The sequence below is a fragment of the Burkholderia sp. 9779_493 genome (assembly GCF_015712215.1).
GTDB classification, from domain to species: Bacteria; Pseudomonadota; Gammaproteobacteria; order Burkholderiales; family Burkholderiaceae; genus Burkholderia; species Burkholderia cenocepacia.
In genome coordinates, this window is the sequence record NZ_JACCQA010000042.1 from 1 (window position 1) to 16,470 (window position 16,470).

Genomic DNA, 16,470 nt, shown 5'->3' on the forward strand with positions numbered 1-16,470 from the left:
GCGCTACCCCACTCGTCCGGAGACCCACCGTGTCCTTTCGCCTGACCTCGCTGCTGCGCGCGCTCGCCGCGCCGCTCGCCGTTGCCGCGCTCGTCGCCGGCGCCCCCGCGGCCCACGCCGACGAAACGGCGATCTGCTACAACTGCCCGCCCGAATGGGCCGACTGGGCCGCGCAGATCGCGGCGATCAAGCAGAAGACCGGCATCCGCGTGCCGTTCGACAACAAGAACTCCGGCCAGTCGATCGCGCAGCTGATCGCCGAGCAGAAAAGCCCGGTGGCCGACGTCGTCTACCTCGGCGTGTCGTCGGCGTTCCAGGCGAAGGACAAGGGCGTGATCGCGCCGTACAAGCCCGCGCACTGGAACGACATTCCCGCGAACTTGAAGGACCCGCAAGGCTACTGGTTCGCGATCCACTCGGGCACGCTCGGCTTCTTCGTGAACAAGGACGCACTCGACGGCAAGCCCGTGCCGCGCTCGTGGGCCGATCTGCTGAAGCCCGAATACAAGGGCATGGTCGGCTATCTCGATCCGTCGAGCGCGTTCGTCGGCTACGCGGGCGCGGTCGCCGTCAACCAGGCGCTCGGCGGCAGTCTCGACAACTTCAAGCCGGCGCTCGACTGGTTCCGCAAGCTGAAGGCGAACGCGCCGATCGTGCCGAAGCAGACGGCCTATGCGCGCGTGCTGTCCGGCGAGATTCCGATCCTGCTCGACTACGACTTCGACGCGTATCGCGCGAAATACAAGGACAACGCGAACGTCGAGTTCGTGATTCCGAAGGAAGGCACGATCGCGGTGCCGTACGTGATGAGCCTCGTGAAGGGTGCGCCGCACGATGCGAACGGCAAGAAGGTCCTCGATTTCGTGCTGTCCGACGAAGGCCAGAAGCTGTGGGCCAACGCGTACCTGCGTCCGGTGCGCGCACAGACGCTCGGCGCCGACGTCGCCGCGAAGTTCCTGCCGGCGAGCGAATACGCGCGGGCGAAGTCGGTCGACTTCGGCAAGATGGCGGCCGGGCAGCAGGCGTTCGGCCAGCAATACCTGCAGGTGATGCAGTAAGCGGCCGGCCCCACGTCATGCTCGACCTGACTTTTCCGCTGCGCTGGCGCGTCGCGCTCGTCGCGCCGGCGCTGGCGGTATTCGCCGCGTTCTGGCTGTTGCCGATGGCGTCGCTCGTGCAGGTGTCCGCCGACGGCGCGTTCTTCTCGCACTATGCGGCGCTGCTCGGCAATGCGCGCTACATGAAGAGCCTCGGCGAGACGGTCGCGCTGTCCGCGGGCGTCACGCTCGCGACGCTCGCGCTGTCGACGATCTCGGGCCTGCTGCTCGCGCGCCGCGAATTCGCCGGCAAGCGCGTGCTGCTCGCGCTGCTGACGTTTCCGCTCGCGTTCCCGGGCGTCGTCGTCGGCTTCATGGTGATCATGCTCGCCGGGCGCCAGGGGCTGATCGGCATGCTGTCGGCGAAGCTCACGGGCGACAAGTGGGTCTTCGCATACTCGGTGGCGGGCCTGTTCATCGGCTACCTGTACTTCTCGATCCCGCGCGTGATCGTCACCGTGATCGCAGCCGCGTCGAAGCTCGACGCGTCGCTCGAGGAGGCCGCACGTTCGCTCGGCGCGTCGCCGTGGCGCATCTTCGTCGACATCGTGCTGCCGGCGCTCGCGCCGGGCCTGATCGCGGCCGGCGCGATCTGCTTCGCGACCGCGATGGGCGCGTTCGGCACGGCGTTTACGCTCGCCACCGACCTGAACGTGTTGCCGATGACGATCTATACCGAATTCACGCTGAACGCGAACATCGCGACGGCGGCCGGGCTGTCGATCGTGCTCGGCATCGTCACCTGGGCCGTGCTCGCGCTCGCGCGGCGCTTCACCGGCCATACCGCCGCCGCCGCGGCCTGAGGATTTCCGCATGCCATCGCTTTCCGGCTCGTCCGCGCCCGCCCCGGCCCCTGTTCCGGCTTCCTTGCCCGCGAAGCCTGCCGCCCGGCACGCACCGCGCGTCGCGGGAGCACGCGCGATCGCCGCGCTGCAATGGGGCGTCACGCTGCTGCTGTGCGCGTTCCTGATCGTGCCCGTCGTGATGTCGGTGCTCGCGGGGCTGACCGTCAACTATTTCCGCGGCCTGTCGAGCGGCCTCACGCTGCGCTGGCTCGAGCAGGTGTGGCAGCAGTATCACGGCTCGGTCGCGCTGTCGCTCTACGTCGCGTTCGCGACGCTCGCGATCGTGCTCGCGGTCGGCGTGCCGGCCGGCTATGCGCTCGCGCGCAGCAAGCACCGCATCGCGCGTGCGATCGAGGAAGCGCTGGTGCTGCCGGTCGCGCTGCCGGGGCTGGCTTCGGCGCTCGCGCTGCTGGTCGTGTACGGCGGCTTCACCGCGTTCCGGATGAGCCTGTGGTTCATCGTCGTCGGCCACGTCGTGTTCACGCTGCCGTTCATGGTGCGCGCGGTCGCGGCCGTCGCGGCCGGCGCCGACCTGCGCACGCTCGAGGAAGGCGCGGCGAGCCTCGGCGCGCCGTTCGTCACGCGCTTCGTCACGATCGTGCTGCCGAACCTGCGGCCCGGCATCGTCGCGGGCGCGCTCGCGGTGCTCACGCTGTCGATCGGCGAATTCAACCTCACGTGGATGCTGCACACGCCCGACACCAAGACGCTGCCGGTCGGGCTCGCCGATACGTATGCGTCGCTGCGGCTCGAAGTCGGCAGCGCGTACACGATCCTGTTCCTGCTGATGACGCTGCCGCTGCTCGTCGCGATGCAGTGGCTCGGCGTCGATCCGTCCGGTACGCGCGCGCCGAAGCAGCGCCCGCGCTGATTTTTTCGCAGACATGAAACTCGATTCCACTCCCATCACCCTGACCGGCTGCGCGAAGACCTTCCGCGGCACACGCGTGCTCGAACCGCTCGACCTGTCGATCGGCGCCGGCGAAACGCTCGTGCTGCTCGGGCCGTCGGGCTGCGGCAAGACGACCACGCTGCGCCTGATCGCGGGCCTCGACACACCCGATGCCGGCGGCACCATCGCGTTCGGCGACGACGACGTCACCCTGCTTCCGATCGAGCGCCGGCAGGTCGGCATGGTGTTCCAGAACTACGCGCTGTTTCCGAACCTGACGGTGCGCGGCAACGTCGGCTACGGGCTGAAGATCCGCAAGACCGAGCCGCGTGCGTTGCGCGAACGCGTCGACGAGCTGCTCGCGATGATGCGACTCGACGCGCACGCGGACAAACCGGTCGATCAACTGTCGGGCGGCCAGCGTCAGCGCGTCGCGCTGGCGCGCGCGCTCGCGGTGCGGCCGCGCGTGCTGCTGCTCGACGAACCGCTGACCGCGCTCGACGCGAAGCTGCGCGACGTGCTGCGCCGCGACATGAACACGCTGCTGCGCACGCTCGGCGTGACGACCGTCTACGTCACGCACGACCAGGCCGAAGCAATGGAACTCGGCGACCGGATCGTCGTGATGGGTGCGGGCCGCATCGAGCAGATCGGCACGCCGCGCGAGATCTACTACCGCCCCGCGAACCGCACGGTCGCGCAGTTCATCGGCACGCTGAACCGGCTGGCGGGCCAGTGGCGCGACGGCGCGCTCGAAACGACCGGCGGCGCGATCGTCACGCCGCATGCGGCCGACGAATGGTTCTTCCGCCCCGAGGACGCGCAGCTCGCCGATCCCGCGCATGCGCCGCTGCGCGGCGCGGTCGGCGCGTGCGCGTTCCTCGGCGAGCGCACGCGCCTCACGATCGAGCATGCGGCACCCGACGCGCTCGTGATCGACGTGCCGGGCCGCATCGCGCTCGCACGCGGCACGGCGGTCGGCCTCGCGATCGCGCCGGAAGGTCTGATCGCGCTCGGCGCGTAAGGCGTCGATCGGGCATCATTCATGCAGCACCCCACGGCGGCGCACACCGCCGCGACAACAACCAGACGATTCCGAGGAACGACGATGCTGCTTGCTCAAATCAGCGATCTCCACATCAAGCGTCCGGGCCAGCTCGCGTACCGGCGCGTCGACACGGCGGCCGCGCTCGCGCGCTGCATCGCGAAGCTGAATGCGCTCGTGCCGCGGCCCGACGCCGTGCTCGTCACCGGCGACCTGACCGACTTCGGCCATGACGACGAATACGGCAACCTGCGCGGGCTGCTCGCGGCGCTCGAGATCCCGTACTACCTGATGATCGGCAATCACGACGACCGCGCCGGATTGCGCCGCGCGTTCGCCGATCGCGCCGAGTTGCAGGACGGCGAATTCGTGCAATACGCGCTCGACGTCGGCGCGGTGCGCGTGCTCGCGCTCGATTCGCAGGTGCCGGGCGCGAGCCACGGCGACCTGTGCGACGCACGGCTCGCGTGGCTTGCCGCACAGCTCGACGCCGCACGCGAGCGGCCGGTGATCGTCGCGCTGCATCACCCGCCGTTCGTGTCGGGCATCGGCCACATGGACAAGCTGCGTCTCGCGCCCGCCGCCGCCGCGAAACTCGACGCGCTGCTGCGCGGTCATCCGAACGTCGAGCGCGTACTGTGCGGTCACGTGCACCGCACGATGTTCACGCGCTTCGGCGGCACGCTCGCGTCCGCGGTGCCGTCGCCCGCGCACCAGGTCGCCTTCGACCTGCGGGCCGATGGGCCATCCGCGTTCCGGCTCGAACCGCCGGCGTTCGCGGTCCACCACCATGCACCCGATACGGGAATGACGTCGCATCACGTCTATGTGGACGAAGGCGCGGGGCCGTATCCGTTCTACGAGCCGACGGGCGAGCTGGTCGACTGACCACGCGACGCGCGGCGCGTGCCGTGACGGGCGGTAGCTGGCCCGTCGCGCCGGCTGCCGCCGGCAGGATTCACGTCGCTCCGGTATGATCGGCAGCCTCGACCGGCGCCCGGCTCGCCGGCGCACCTGATGCGTGCGCCGCCTGCCGGGCCGCCCAACTCCGTGCCTGCCGCCATGTCCACTTCCTCCACCGACCGTCCGACCGACGCCGCCTCGCCCCACTACTCGCGCAGCCTGCTGTTGCTGCTCGCGACGATCGCGGGCGTGTCGGTCGCGAACATCTACTACAACCAGCCGCTGCTCGACAGCTTCCGTTCGGCCTTTCCGGACGGCGCATCGTGGATCGGCGCGGTACCGACCGCGACGCAGCTGGGTTACGCGGCCGGCATGTTCCTGCTCGCGCCGCTCGGCGACCGTTTCGATCGCCGCGGGCTGATCCTGCTGCAGATCGCCGGGCTCTCGATCGCGCTGATCGTGGCGGCCGCCGCGCCGTCGCTGGCCGTGCTCGCGGTCGCCAGCCTCGCGATCGGCATCCTCGCGACCATCGCGCAGCAGGCCGTGCCGTTCGCCGCCGAAATCGCGCCGCCGGCCGAACGCGGCCACGCGGTCGGCACCGTGATGAGCGGCCTGCTGCTCGGCATCCTGCTCGCGCGTACCGCCGCCGGCTTCGTCGCCGAGTATTTCGGCTGGCGCGCGGTGTTCGCCGCGTCGGTCGCGGCGCTCGTCGCACTCGCCGTCGTGATCGTGCTGCGGCTGCCGCGCAGTTCGCCGACGTCGACGCTGTCGTACGGCAAGCTGCTCGGCTCGATGTGGCATCTGGCCGTCGAACTGCGCGGGCTGCGCGAGGCGTCGCTGACGGGCGCCGCGCTGTTCGCGGCGTTCAGCGCGTTCTGGCCGGTGCTCACGCTGCTGCTCGCCGGCGCGCCGTTCCATCTCGGCCCGCAGGCGGCCGGCCTGTTCGGGATCGTCGGCGCCGCGGGCGCGCTCGCCGCGCCGTATGCGGGCCGCTTCGCGGACCGGCGCGGCCCGCGCGCGATCATCTCGCTCGCGATCGCGCTGCTCGCGCTGTCGTTCGTGATCTTCGCGCTGTCGGGATCGAGCCTCGTCGGGCTCGTGATCGGCGTGATCGTGCTGGACGTGGGCGTACAGGCCGCGCAGATCTCGAACCAGTCGCGCATCTATGCGCTGAAGCCCGAGGCGCGCAGCCGCGTCAACACGGTGTACATGGTGTGCTATTTCATCGGCGGCGCGCTCGGCTCGTCGGCCGGCGTCGCCGCATGGCGCGCGTTCGGCTGGACCGGCATGTGCGCGGCCGGCCTGCTGTTTACGGCGCTCGCCGGCTGGTTCCACCATCGCGGCGGCCGGCGCGGCTGAGCGCGACCGGCCACGGCGGCGTCACGCGTCGGTGCGCGACGCGGCCGGCTCGACGGCGGCGGGCGGCGGCGCGAACGCCGGGGCCGGATCGATCACCGCGGCGGGATCCATCACCGCTGCGGGCGTCGGCACCGCGAGCGGAACAGCGGAAGGCGCGAGGATCGGCGCCGCCTCCGGCGCGGCGATCGGCTCGACGACGGGCGAAGCGTCCGCCGTCGGCGCCTGCTCGGCCGCCACGGCCGGCGAACTGGTCGCCGCCGCCGCGGGCCGGCGCGCCGGATCGAACACGAACGACAACCCGACGCTGCCGAGGATCGCGACGGTCGCGACCACGGTCGCCATCGTCACCGGCTCGCCCAGCAGCAGCGCGCCGAGCGCGACCGCGACGATCGGGTTCACGTACATGCAGCTGCTCGCGATGATCGGGCTCGTGTGGCGGATCAGGTAGCCGTACGCGACGTACGCGGCCATCGTGCAGAACACCATCAGGTACGCGAACGCGAACACGGGCCCGACGGCCAGTTGCTCGACGCGTTCGCCGAGCAGCCACGCGACGATCGTCGACATCAGCCCGCCGAGGCCGATCTGCAGCGACGTCGACAGGAACAGGTCGGACGGCAGCTTGAGGCGCGTCGCGAGATGCGCGCCGCCCGCCCAGAACAGTGCGCCGGCCAGCACGCAGATCGTGCCGAGCGCCGAATTCGCGGCGGCCGCGCCGCCCGAATTCAGCACGACGATGCCGACCATCCCGAGCGCGACGGCCGCCCATTCGCCCTTCGTCACCGGCCGCCCCGCCACCGCCGCGATCACGGTCGCGAACAGCGGCACCGTGGCCACCATCACCGCGGCCGAACCGCTGCTGACCGTGCGCATGCCGAGCGCGATCGTGCCGGACGACAGCGCGACGAGCATCGTGCCGACGATCGCCGAGTTGCGGATTTCCAGCAGCGTCGGCCATTCGGGCTTGCGCCGCAGCGCGAAGATGAACAGGCCGATCCCGCCGAGCAGGTTGCGCAGCCCCGACAGCAGCAGCGGCGGGAACGACTGCAGCGCGAAATGCAGCCCGCTGTAGGTCGAGCCCCAGACGAAATAGATGAAGACGAGCGCGAGCGCCACGCGGCCGCCGCGGCTTTGCGGCAGGCGGATCCGGAACGAAAAGCGGGCAAGGAAATCGAGGAGGCGGTCGAGCGGCGTCATCGAGCCACCTGCCCGCACGTCACGCCGCGTGCTCCGCTGAAAGACGCCGGCGATGCCGGCAAACGGTCCACGCGGGACCGGGAAGGCAGAGCGAACGTGCGGAACGACATGGCAGTGCGAACGGCGACGAAAGAGAACCGGCAAGCGGCGGCAAAGGGACAAAAACGGGCAAAAAAAAACGTGCGCACCCGCGTCGGCTGCACACGCTCGGCATTATGGCATCAAGGATTCGAAAGCATCGTCGGACCTGTCTGAAAGCCTATCGACTGATGTTTCGGCGCGACATTTTTCGCGCGGCGGTGCGGCGAAATCCGGGGCCGGATACGCAAGGCGCGGAGCGCCGGCGCCGCCATTCGCCCCCCTTGATCCAGCATCGGCCTGACGACCAGTTTGTGCGTCGGCGCGTCGTGACGCGCCTATCGTGACGGACGGCGCGCGCTCCTGGTGGCGCCCGCGGCTTCTTTCCGACACCTGCACAGACTATACAAAATTTTGTATAATCCAGACATTCTTCCGCCGAAGCCCGTCGTTTTCGTCGGCAGCGCGCTGGCCGATCTCCGCGGCTTTCCGTTGCCTGCGCGACGCGAAGCCGGCCACCCGATCGATCAGGTGCAGCGCGGCCTCGCACCCGACGACTGGAAACCGATGCGCACGATCGGCGTCGGCGTGCGGGAAATTCGCCTGCGCGATGCAAGCGGCGCATTCCGGATCGTCTACGTCGCGACTTTCACCGAGGCCGTCTACGTCCTGCACTGCTTGCGCAAGCAATCGACGCGCACGAACAAGACCGATATCGACCTCGCCGCCCGCCGCTATCGGGCGCTGATGATGGAGTTGAAACGATGACCGATGAACGTTACGCGAACGTCTGGGACGCAATCGAGCGCGAGCCGGCGGAAGCCGCGAACATGAAGCTGCGCTCCGAACTGATGATCGCGCTCAAGCAGCGCATCGCGCGGCTCGAACTGAGTCAGGCCGAGGCCGCGAAGCAGCTGGGCGTCACGCAGCCGCGCGTCTCCGACCTGATGCGCGGCAAGATCAACCTGTTCGGGCTCGACGCGCTCGTGAACATGGCCTCGGCAGTCGGCCTGCGCGTCGATCTGCAGGTGCGCGACTCCGTATGACGCGTGCGCACGCGGTGCACGCCGCGCGCACCGCTCACGATCCGCCGAACCAGTTGTAGCCCTGATCGACCCAGTAGCCGCCCGGGAACGTATCGGTCACGAAGATTTCCATGATGTGCTTCGGGTTCTTGTAGCCGAGCTTGGTCGGCATCCGCAGCTTCATCGGAAACCCGTATTCCGGCGGCAGCCGACGGCCGTCGTAATCGAACGCGAGCAGCGTCTGCGGATGCAGCGCGGTCGGCATGTCGATGCTTTCGTAGTAGTCGTCCGCGCACTTGAAGCCGACGTATTTCGCCCGCGTGTCGGCGCCGGCGCGCGCGAGGAATGCGCCGAACGGCGTGCCGCCCCAGCGGCCGATCGCACTCCACCCTTCCACGCAGATGTGCCGCGTGATCTGTTCCGCGTGCGGCAGCGCGCGAAGCTCGTCGAGCGTCCACACGCGCTTGCCCGTTACACGGCCGGACAACACGAGCCGATACGTCGATTCGTCGACGTGCGGCACGTCGTCGATCCCGTAGTACGCGTTGAACGGAAACGGTCGCGTGATGTCGGCTTCGGCATAGGTCGGCGCGAGCCGGTCGGGATTGAACAGCCACGCCTGCACGCGATCGTTCATGCGCGACACTTTCTCGAGGAACGTGTTGACCGACGCGTCGTCCTGCAGCGTGCAGCCGGTCAGCATCGCGAGGCCGCCGAGCGTCAGCACGCGCCGGTTGAAGAGGCGTCGCGACGGCATCTCGAGCGTGCGGCGCACGTCGAGTTCGAGCGATTGCCGATCGAGCGTCCAGCGCGGCGCGCTCCGGTTTTTTTCGGATTCCGACATGATGATTTCCTTCGCCCGCGACGCGCGGGTCAGCGGCCGCGCAGCATCGCGAGCAGCGAGCGCGGCACCAGCAACGCCATCGCGACGTGGACGACCACGAATGCGACCAGCAGCCCCATCGCCCAGAAGTGCACGATGCGCGCGTTGTCGTAACCGCCGAACAATTCGCGCAACAGCGGGAACTGCACGGACTTCCAGATCGTGAGCCCCGACAGCACCAGCACGACGAGATCGACGATCGCGGTCAGGTATGCGGCACGCTGCACTGCGTTGTAGACGCTCAGGTCGTCGTGCGACAGCCGCCCGCCGAGCGCGGCGCGTACGTCGCGCCACACCGACGCGGGCGTCACGGGCAGCAACTTGCGCGCGAAACGCCCGGTCGCGATCGACATCGCGAGATAGAACAGCCCGTTGCCGACCAGCAGCCACATCGCCGCGAAATGCCATTGCAGCGCGCCGCCGAGCCAGCCGCCCAGCGTGATGCCGTGCGCGAACGTGAACGACGGATAGATCGGCGACGCGTCGTAGATCCGCCAGCCGGACAACGCCATCAGGACCGCCGCGAGCGCGTTGAGCCAATGGCTCGCGCGCACCCAGCGCGGATGGATCGTCGGTGCGGGCGGCGGCGCGCCCGCGCGATCCGTGACAGGAACCGTTTGCATGATGAAGACTCCCGGGATGATGCAGCGGGACGCGACGCGCGCCGGTAACCGGGCGGCCGCGCCCCGCCCGCATTCGTCAGTTCGACGGGCTCATCGCGTCCTTCTTCATCGCGTCGCCCTTCTTCATCGCGTCGTGGCCCATCGCATCCTTCTTCATCGCATGCTTCTTCATGCCGTCCTTCTTCATCGCGCCGTCCTTCGCCATCGCGTCGTGGCCCATCGCGTCCTTCGACATCGACATGCCGTCCTTCGACATCGCATCGTTCTGCGCGTAGGCCCCCGTGGCAATCGTGGCGAGTGCGGCGACACAGGCGGCGACGAATACGTTTTTCATGACATCTCTCCGATACATGGGTTTAGGAGTCGAATAGACGGAGCACGCGGCCGGAAATGACAGCGCTTGCGAAAATTTTTTCGAAGCCGGGAATAAGGGAAGGAAATGCTGCACTGCGCGCCGCTTGTGTCCGGGCCGCGTGGCGGGTCGACGGCAACGCTTGCTGCGGCGCACCGTGCGCACGGCGGCGGCCACGAGCGGGCCATCGCCCGGCGGCATCCGCGCCGCACCCGGTTGAAACCGCCGCCAAGCCGGTGTATCGTGTGCCCTTGCTAACGCGGGGGTCCTGCAATGCGTTCGGTCAAACAACCGGCATTGCGGGTGAGAAATACCCTTTGAACCTGATCTGGATAATGCCAGCGCAGGGAAGCGTACGGATTTCGCCGCCATCCCTCTGACGAAACCCGCCGCCTCACGAATCTCGTCTCCTGCTTAGCTAGCGCCCCACATCAGGAGATTGCATGAACGCCAATCCGAAGTTTCTGTCCGCCGACGCCCACGTCGATGCCGCTGCTGTCGCGCCGCTGCCCAATTCGCGCAAGGTGTATGTGACCGGTTCGCAACCCGACATCCGCGTGCCGATGCGCGAAATCACGCAGGCCGACACGCCGACCGGCTTCGGCGGCGAGAAGAATCCGCCGATCTACGTGTACGACACGTCGGGCCCGTACACCGATCCGGACGCGAAGATCGACATCCGCGCGGGCCTGCCGGCGCTGCGCCAGCGCTGGATCGAAGCGCGCGGCGACACCGAAGTGCTCCCCGGCCTGTCGAGCCAGTACGGCCTCGAGCGCGCGGCCGATCCGGCCACGGCCGAGCTGCGTTTCCCGGGCCTGCACCGCAACCCGCGCCGCGCGCAGGCCGGCAAGAACGTCACGCAGATGCACTATGCGCGCCAGGGCATCATCACGCCGGAAATGGAATACATCGCGATCCGCGAGAACCAGCGCCGCGCCGAGTACATCGAGAGCCTGAAGTCGAGCGGCCCGAACGGCGCGAAGCTCGCCGCGATGATGGGCCGCCAGCACCCGGGCCAGGCATTCGGCGCCGCGGCCTTCGGCGCGAACGCGCTGGCCGAGATCACGCCGGAATTCGTGCGCGACGAAGTCGCGCGCGGCCGCGCGATCATCCCGGCGAACATCAACCATCCGGAATCCGAGCCGATGATCATCGGCCGCAACTTCCTCGTGAAGATCAACGCGAACATCGGCAACTCGGCCGTCACGTCGTCGATCGGCGAGGAAGTCGACAAGATGACGTGGGCGATCCGCTGGGGCGGCGACACGGTGATGGACCTGTCGACCGGCAAGCACATCCATGAAACGCGCGAGTGGATCATCCGCAACAGCCCGGTGCCGATCGGCACGGTGCCGATCTACCAGGCGCTCGAAAAGGTCAACGGCAAGGCCGAAGATCTCACCTGGGAAATCTTCCGCGACACGCTGATCGAGCAGGCCGAGCAAGGCGTCGACTACTTCACGATCCATGCGGGCGTGCGCCTGCAGTACGTGCCGCTCACCGCGAACCGGATGACGGGCATCGTGTCGCGCGGCGGCTCGATCATGGCGAAGTGGTGTCTCGCGCATCACAAGGAAAGCTTCCTGTACGAACACTTCGAAGAGATCTGCGAGATCATGAAGGCGTACGACGTGAGCTTCTCGCTCGGCGACGGCCTGCGTCCCGGCTCGATCTACGACGCGAACGACGAAGCGCAGCTCGGCGAACTGAAGACGCTCGGCGAACTCACGCAGATCGCGTGGAAGCACGACGTGCAGGTGATGATCGAAGGCCCCGGCCATGTTCCGATGCAGTTGATCAAGGAGAACATGGATCTCCAGCTCGACTGGTGCAAGGAAGCGCCGTTCTACACGCTCGGGCCGCTGACCACCGACATCGCGCCGGGTTACGACCACATCACGTCCGGCATCGGCGCCGCGATGATCGGCTGGTTCGGCACCGCGATGCTGTGCTACGTGACGCCGAAGGAACACCTCGGCCTGCCGAACAAGGACGACGTGAAGGAAGGCATCATCACGTACAAGCTCGCCGCGCACGCCGCCGACCTCGCGAAGGGTCACCCGGGCGCGCAGGTGCGCGACAACGCGCTGTCGAAGGCGCGCTTCGAGTTCCGCTGGGAAGACCAGTTCAACATCGGTCTCGACCCGGACAAGGCGCGCGAATTCCACGACGAGACGCTGCCGAAGGACTCGGCCAAGGTCGCGCACTTCTGCTCGATGTGCGGCCCGCATTTCTGCTCGATGAAGATCACGCAGGACGTGCGCGAATTCGCGGCGCAGCAAGGCGTGTCGGAAACCGAAGCGCTGAAGAAGGGGATGGAGGTCAAGGCGGTCGAGTTCGTGAAGACCGGCGCCGAGATCTACCACCGTCAGTAAGCGCGCGCGGCGAGCCGCACCGGCTTGCATCGCGATGCACGGAGCCCGCTTTCGAGCGGGCTTTTTTGCGCATGTCGTTTGCGCATGCCGTGTGCCTGCGGGGCCGTGCGAAACAATTGATTACGAAACCGCGCGAGCCTTAACAAGTCCTTACAGCAGCGTCATGGGACGGCGCGTAGATTGGGGACATGCGCGGCCGCCAGCCGGTCGTGCGCCTTCCGTTCACTACCACAAGGACAACGATCATGAACTCGATTCGGCGTTTTGGGGTATGCGCGCTGCTCGTCGCGACCGTGGCCAGCCTGTCGGCTTGCGATTCGATGTCGCGACGCCAGCGCGATACGGCAATCGGTGCGGGTGTCGGCGGCGTCGCCGGCGCGGCGATCGGCGGCAACGCGCTGTCGACGCTGGGCGGCGCGGCGGCCGGCGGCATCATCGGTAACCAGGTCGGCAAGTAACGAGCGCGACACCGGCCGGTTGGGCGTCGCCCAGCTGCAGGCCGGTCGGTTCAACGGCGTTTCCGCGGTGCGGAAGCGCCGTTTTCGTATGTGTGCCGCAACAGGCGCTGCCGCTCTGCCCGGAAATGATCGGTTACCGTTTTTCATACCGTGTCATCGGGACTCGGCCTAAGCTTGAAGCATCTGCCGATGGCCGGCTTCCGCCGGAGACACATCATGAACAGGACCTTCGTCGCCGCGGCGCTTGCCTGCACGACGCTTGCCGGCTGCTACTACCCCTACGGCTACTATCCGGGCGGCTATTACACGGCGGCGCCGGTGCCGGTCCAGCCCGCGCCCGTGTATGTCGATCCGGCCCCCGCCTATTACTATCCGGCGCCAGCGTATGCGCCTGCATGGGGCGGTTATTGGGGGCCGGCGCTGTCGCTCAATTTCGGTTTCGGCGGACGCGGCGGCTGGCGTCATCACTGATCTGATCGGCCGCGCCACGCGCGGCCGGCTATCCGCCCCCCCGGGAAGCGGCGAAATTCCCGTTTCTTGTCGTTTCATCCGATCGTGAAACGACGATGCGGTAACGCGGTGTAAGATTCCTCGCATCCCGTCCCCGCCCCCGCCGATCGATGTCGCCCAAGAACGCTTTCCTGCTGACCGTGCTCGCCGCCCTGTGGGGCGCCTCCTTCCTGTTCATCCGGATCGGCGTGGTCGATTTCGGCGTCGCGCCGCTGATGGCACTGCGCGTGGGTATCGGCGCGCTGTTTCTCGCGGGCTTCGCGCTGACGCGCTTCAAACCGGCCGATCTCGGCGCCCGGTTGCGCCGCCATGCGTGGCCGCTGTTTGTCGTCGGCGCGCTGAATTCCGGCATCCCGTTCTGCCTGTTTGCGTTCGCCGAACTGACGCTGTCGGCTGGCGTCACGTCGGTGATCAACGCGACCACGCCGCTGTGGGGCGCGCTCGTCGCCTACCTGTGGCTGAAGGACAAGCTGTCTCTGCCGCGCGCGCTCGGTCTCGTCATCGGGTTTGCGGGCGTGCTCACGCTCGTGTGGAACCAGATCGCGAATGCGCACGGCGACACGGGCGCCGGCGCGACCGCGCTCGCCGCCGCGGCCGCCCTCGGCGCGACGCTGCTGTACGGCATCGCGGCCAACTATACGAAACGCAAGCTCAGCGGCGTCGATCCGCTCGTCAACGCGGCCGGCAGCATGATCGGCTCGACCATCCTGCTGCTGCCGTTCGCGATCGCGACGTGGCCGGCCGCGCCGGTCGGCGTGCACGCATGGAGCGCGGTGCTCGCCCTCGGCGTCGCATGCACGGGCATCGCATATTTCATCTTCTTCTACCTGATCGCGCATATCGGGCCGGCCCGCGCGATTACCGTGACGTTCGTGATCCCCGTGTTCGGGCTGCTGTGGGGGGCGCTGTTCCTCGGCGAACACGTGTCGGCCGTGATGATCGAAGGCTGTGCGATCGTGCTCGTCGGCACCGCGCTCGCAACCGGCGTGATCAAGCGGATCCCCGGCGTGCGCCCGCGCGGCGGCGAAGCGGCCTGACGATCGGCGCGCCGGGCGCACGAACTGCCGCCGGCCGCCCGTCACGCGGTAATGCCGGCGGCGAAGCGACGCGGGTGTGCCGACGGGCTGCGAATCGCATCGTGACGCGCGGGCATTCGCCCCATTCGTCTGACGGCGGCGGCCACCGCCGGGATTTCCCGCATCAGCCTGCGCGTCGCGCCGCGGCGACGCACGGTCATGCCGAGGCCCTGTCGCGCGATTGTCATCTGCCGCTGCGGCGCGCTTCGTTTCGCGACGGTCATGCACCGCGCGCATGCACGCGGCGCCCCCCGCTGCACCGCCGGGCACGGGCCGGAATCGCGGTGTACCGTTTGCGTCTGGAGTTACCCTGATACGCGCGCCGCGGCAATCCCGTTACACTCGGAAAACTCATCCGCAGAAGGCGGTCTCGATGCCCCACGTTCTTTTGCGTCCGCCTGCGCATGCGGCTGCATCGGCGTGGCGATGCGCCGCCGCCCCCGCCGCCCGCTCCCGGGCACCGTTGACATGAAGTCCACCCGCGACCTGTCGCTCGACGCCCTGCTCGAACGCCTCACGCCGACACCCCAGGGCTGGCTCGCCACCTATCGCACCACGACCTTGCGCAGCGTGTTCCAGCCCGTGCTGTCGATCACGCACAAGCGCGTCGTCGGCTACGAGGCGCTGCTGCGCGTCGTCGACGGGAACGGCACGCTGGTGTCGCCCACCGCGCTGTTCGACAAGACGCGCGGCGACGCCGACGCGCTGCTGCTCGACCGGCTCGCGCGCTGCCTGCACACGGCCAACTTCGTCGCGCAAGGCATCGGCGACGGCTGGCTGTTCCTGAACGTGACGCCGCGCGTGCTCGATACGGGCCTCGTGCAGCGCGAGTTCGTCGAAGCGCTATGCCGGCATTTCGCGCTGCCGCCGAATCGCATCGTGCTGGAAGTGGTCGAGCAGCCGGCGCGCGACGAAGCCGCGCTCGCCCGCACGATCGACATGATCCAGCATCGCGATTTCCTGATCGCGATCGACGACTTCGGCACCGGCTTCTCGAACTTCGACCGCGTGTGGCGCGCACGGCCCGACATCGTGAAGCTCGACCGCTCGCTGGTCGAGCGTTCGACCGGCTCGGCCGACGATCGCCGCATCATGCATCACCTCGTGTCGATGCTGCACCAGGCCGGCGCGATGGTGCTGGCCGAAGGCGTCGAAAGCGACGACGCACTGCAGGCGCTGATGGAAGCCGACATCGATTTCGTGCAGGGTTTCCAGTTCGGCCAGCCCGATGCGTCGATCGCGCACGCGAGCGCGGCGGCGCCCGCGATGCTCGACGCCGCGTGGCGACGCTTCATCGCGCGCCGGCACACGCCGGCGGTCGCCGAACAGCCCGGCTTCGACGCGATCGAACGGCTGGTGCTCGGCGGCGCAGCCGCGTTTTCGGCAAGCGGCAACCTGCACGACGCCGCGCAACGCGTGTTCGCGGTGCCGGCCGCGCGCCGCGTGTTCGTCACGGACGAGACCGGCGAACAGTTCCTGCCGTCGATCGGCGCCCCGCTCGACGACAGCCAGGCGAGCGTCACCCGTCTCGCGCCGCTGTTCCCGGAAACCCACAGCAACTGGTCGCGGCGCCCGTATTTCCAGCGTGCGATCGCCGCGCCGGGACGCGTCGCGCTGATGGGCCCGCACTTCTCGCTGACGGAAGGCCGCGACTGCTATACGGCCGCCGTCGCGATCCGCGCGCAGAGCCGGCTCGTCGTGTTCTGCGTCGATTTCGTGCTCGACAGCGCGGGAACCGTGATGCGCTAGCCG

Annotated in this window: 18 protein-coding genes and 1 riboswitch; of the genes, 13 read left to right on the forward strand and 5 right to left on the reverse strand. The window is 68.5% G+C overall.

The genetic code is table 11. The annotated features are described in order from the left end of the window. Positions 1-29: 29 nt before the first annotated feature. The 6 genes from H0X95_RS30515 (at position 30) to H0X95_RS30540 (ending at position 6,141) form a co-directional block, all read left to right on the forward strand. Positions 30-1,058, forward strand: a complete 1,029-nt coding sequence (locus H0X95_RS30515; protein WP_006481822.1) for an ABC transporter substrate-binding protein — start codon at positions 30-32, stop codon at positions 1,056-1,058. Positions 1,059-1,075: 17 nt separating this feature from the next. Continuing rightward, on the forward strand, positions 1,076-1,900 hold the full coding sequence (locus H0X95_RS30520; RefSeq protein WP_006497654.1) for an ABC transporter permease: 825 nt from the start codon (positions 1,076-1,078) through the stop codon (positions 1,898-1,900). A 10-nt stretch (positions 1,901-1,910) separates the two neighbouring features. Next, positions 1,911-2,813, forward strand: coding sequence for an ABC transporter permease (locus tag H0X95_RS30525; RefSeq protein ID WP_034200789.1), 903 nt, complete (start codon positions 1,911-1,913; stop codon positions 2,811-2,813). Between the two features lie 13 nt (positions 2,814-2,826). Next, positions 2,827-3,858: an ABC transporter ATP-binding protein gene (locus tag H0X95_RS30530; RefSeq protein WP_048989208.1), complete on the forward strand. Its 1,032-nt coding sequence runs from the start codon at positions 2,827-2,829 to the stop codon at positions 3,856-3,858. 84 nt (positions 3,859-3,942) lie between these two features. After that, positions 3,943-4,767, forward strand: a complete 825-nt coding sequence (locus tag H0X95_RS30535) for a phosphodiesterase (protein WP_006497657.1) — start codon at positions 3,943-3,945, stop codon at positions 4,765-4,767. Positions 4,768-4,941: 174 nt separating this feature from the next. Beyond that, complete coding sequence (locus tag H0X95_RS30540; RefSeq protein WP_012492453.1) at positions 4,942-6,141, forward strand: MFS transporter; 1,200 nt, start codon at positions 4,942-4,944, stop codon at positions 6,139-6,141. A gap of 21 nt (positions 6,142-6,162) precedes the next feature. On the opposite strand, the gene H0X95_RS30545 is transcribed toward H0X95_RS30540, so the two are convergent. Next, positions 6,163-7,338 carry an EamA family transporter gene (locus tag H0X95_RS30545; protein WP_048989211.1) on the reverse strand — a complete coding sequence of 392 codons (1,176 nt, stop codon included), beginning with the start codon at positions 7,336-7,338 and terminating at the stop codon, positions 6,163-6,165. 492 nt (positions 7,339-7,830) lie between these two features. On the opposite strand from H0X95_RS30545, the gene H0X95_RS30550 reads away from it, so the two are divergent. Both H0X95_RS30550 and H0X95_RS30555 read left to right on the forward strand, forming a co-directional pair. Beyond that, a complete protein-coding gene (locus H0X95_RS30550; RefSeq protein WP_196446331.1) occupies positions 7,831-8,184 on the forward strand; it encodes a type II toxin-antitoxin system RelE/ParE family toxin in 354 nt (117 codons plus the stop codon). Further along, on the forward strand, positions 8,181-8,462 hold the full coding sequence (locus H0X95_RS30555; protein WP_196446324.1) for a helix-turn-helix domain-containing protein: 282 nt from the start codon (positions 8,181-8,183) through the stop codon (positions 8,460-8,462). Before H0X95_RS30550 ends, H0X95_RS30555 begins: the two co-directional genes overlap by 4 nt. A gap of 34 nt (positions 8,463-8,496) precedes the next feature. On the opposite strand, the gene H0X95_RS30560 is transcribed toward H0X95_RS30555, so the two are convergent. From H0X95_RS30560 to H0X95_RS30570, 3 genes are all read right to left on the reverse strand, one after another. After that, positions 8,497-9,285 carry a molybdopterin-dependent oxidoreductase gene (locus H0X95_RS30560; RefSeq protein ID WP_006483716.1) on the reverse strand — a complete coding sequence of 263 codons (789 nt, stop codon included), beginning with the start codon at positions 9,283-9,285 and terminating at the stop codon, positions 8,497-8,499. Positions 9,286-9,314: 29 nt separating this feature from the next. Next, positions 9,315-9,947: a cytochrome b/b6 domain-containing protein gene (locus tag H0X95_RS30565; RefSeq protein ID WP_006483711.1), complete on the reverse strand. Its 633-nt coding sequence runs from the start codon at positions 9,945-9,947 to the stop codon at positions 9,315-9,317. A gap of 76 nt (positions 9,948-10,023) precedes the next feature. Further along, a complete protein-coding gene (locus H0X95_RS30570) occupies positions 10,024-10,281 on the reverse strand; it encodes a pentapeptide MXKDX repeat protein (RefSeq protein WP_006483713.1) in 258 nt (85 codons plus the stop codon). A 269-nt stretch (positions 10,282-10,550) separates the two neighbouring features. Continuing rightward, a riboswitch (TPP riboswitch) is annotated at positions 10,551-10,667 on the forward strand. A 75-nt stretch (positions 10,668-10,742) separates the two neighbouring features. Between H0X95_RS30570 and thiC the strand changes: the two genes are divergently transcribed. The 4 genes from thiC to H0X95_RS30590 all read left to right on the forward strand — a co-directional run bounded on the left by thiC (position 10,743) and on the right by H0X95_RS30590 (position 14,679). Beyond that, positions 10,743-12,674, forward strand: a complete 1,932-nt coding sequence (thiC, locus tag H0X95_RS30575) for a phosphomethylpyrimidine synthase ThiC (RefSeq protein WP_006483722.1) — start codon at positions 10,743-10,745, stop codon at positions 12,672-12,674. A 245-nt stretch (positions 12,675-12,919) separates the two neighbouring features. Continuing rightward, a complete protein-coding gene (locus tag H0X95_RS30580; protein ID WP_011545020.1) occupies positions 12,920-13,132 on the forward strand; it encodes a glycine zipper 2TM domain-containing protein in 213 nt (70 codons plus the stop codon). A 216-nt stretch (positions 13,133-13,348) separates the two neighbouring features. Further along, the gene (locus H0X95_RS30585) at positions 13,349-13,603 is read left to right on the forward strand and encodes a hypothetical protein (protein WP_006497666.1); all 255 of its coding nucleotides are present in this window, start codon (positions 13,349-13,351) and stop codon (positions 13,601-13,603) included. Between the two features lie 149 nt (positions 13,604-13,752). Further along, positions 13,753-14,679, forward strand: coding sequence for a DMT family transporter (locus H0X95_RS30590; RefSeq protein ID WP_006483721.1), 927 nt, complete (start codon positions 13,753-13,755; stop codon positions 14,677-14,679). A gap of 41 nt (positions 14,680-14,720) precedes the next feature. On the opposite strand, the gene H0X95_RS30595 is transcribed toward H0X95_RS30590, so the two are convergent. Further along, positions 14,721-14,942, reverse strand: coding sequence for a hypothetical protein (locus H0X95_RS30595; RefSeq protein WP_154641478.1), 222 nt, complete (start codon positions 14,940-14,942; stop codon positions 14,721-14,723). Between the two features lie 244 nt (positions 14,943-15,186). Here H0X95_RS30595 and H0X95_RS30600 point away from each other — a divergent pair, with 244 nt between their 5' ends. After that, positions 15,187-16,467 carry a sensor domain-containing phosphodiesterase gene (locus H0X95_RS30600; RefSeq protein ID WP_006483719.1) on the forward strand — a complete coding sequence of 427 codons (1,281 nt, stop codon included), beginning with the start codon at positions 15,187-15,189 and terminating at the stop codon, positions 16,465-16,467. The last annotated feature ends 3 nt before the right edge of the window (positions 16,468-16,470 follow it).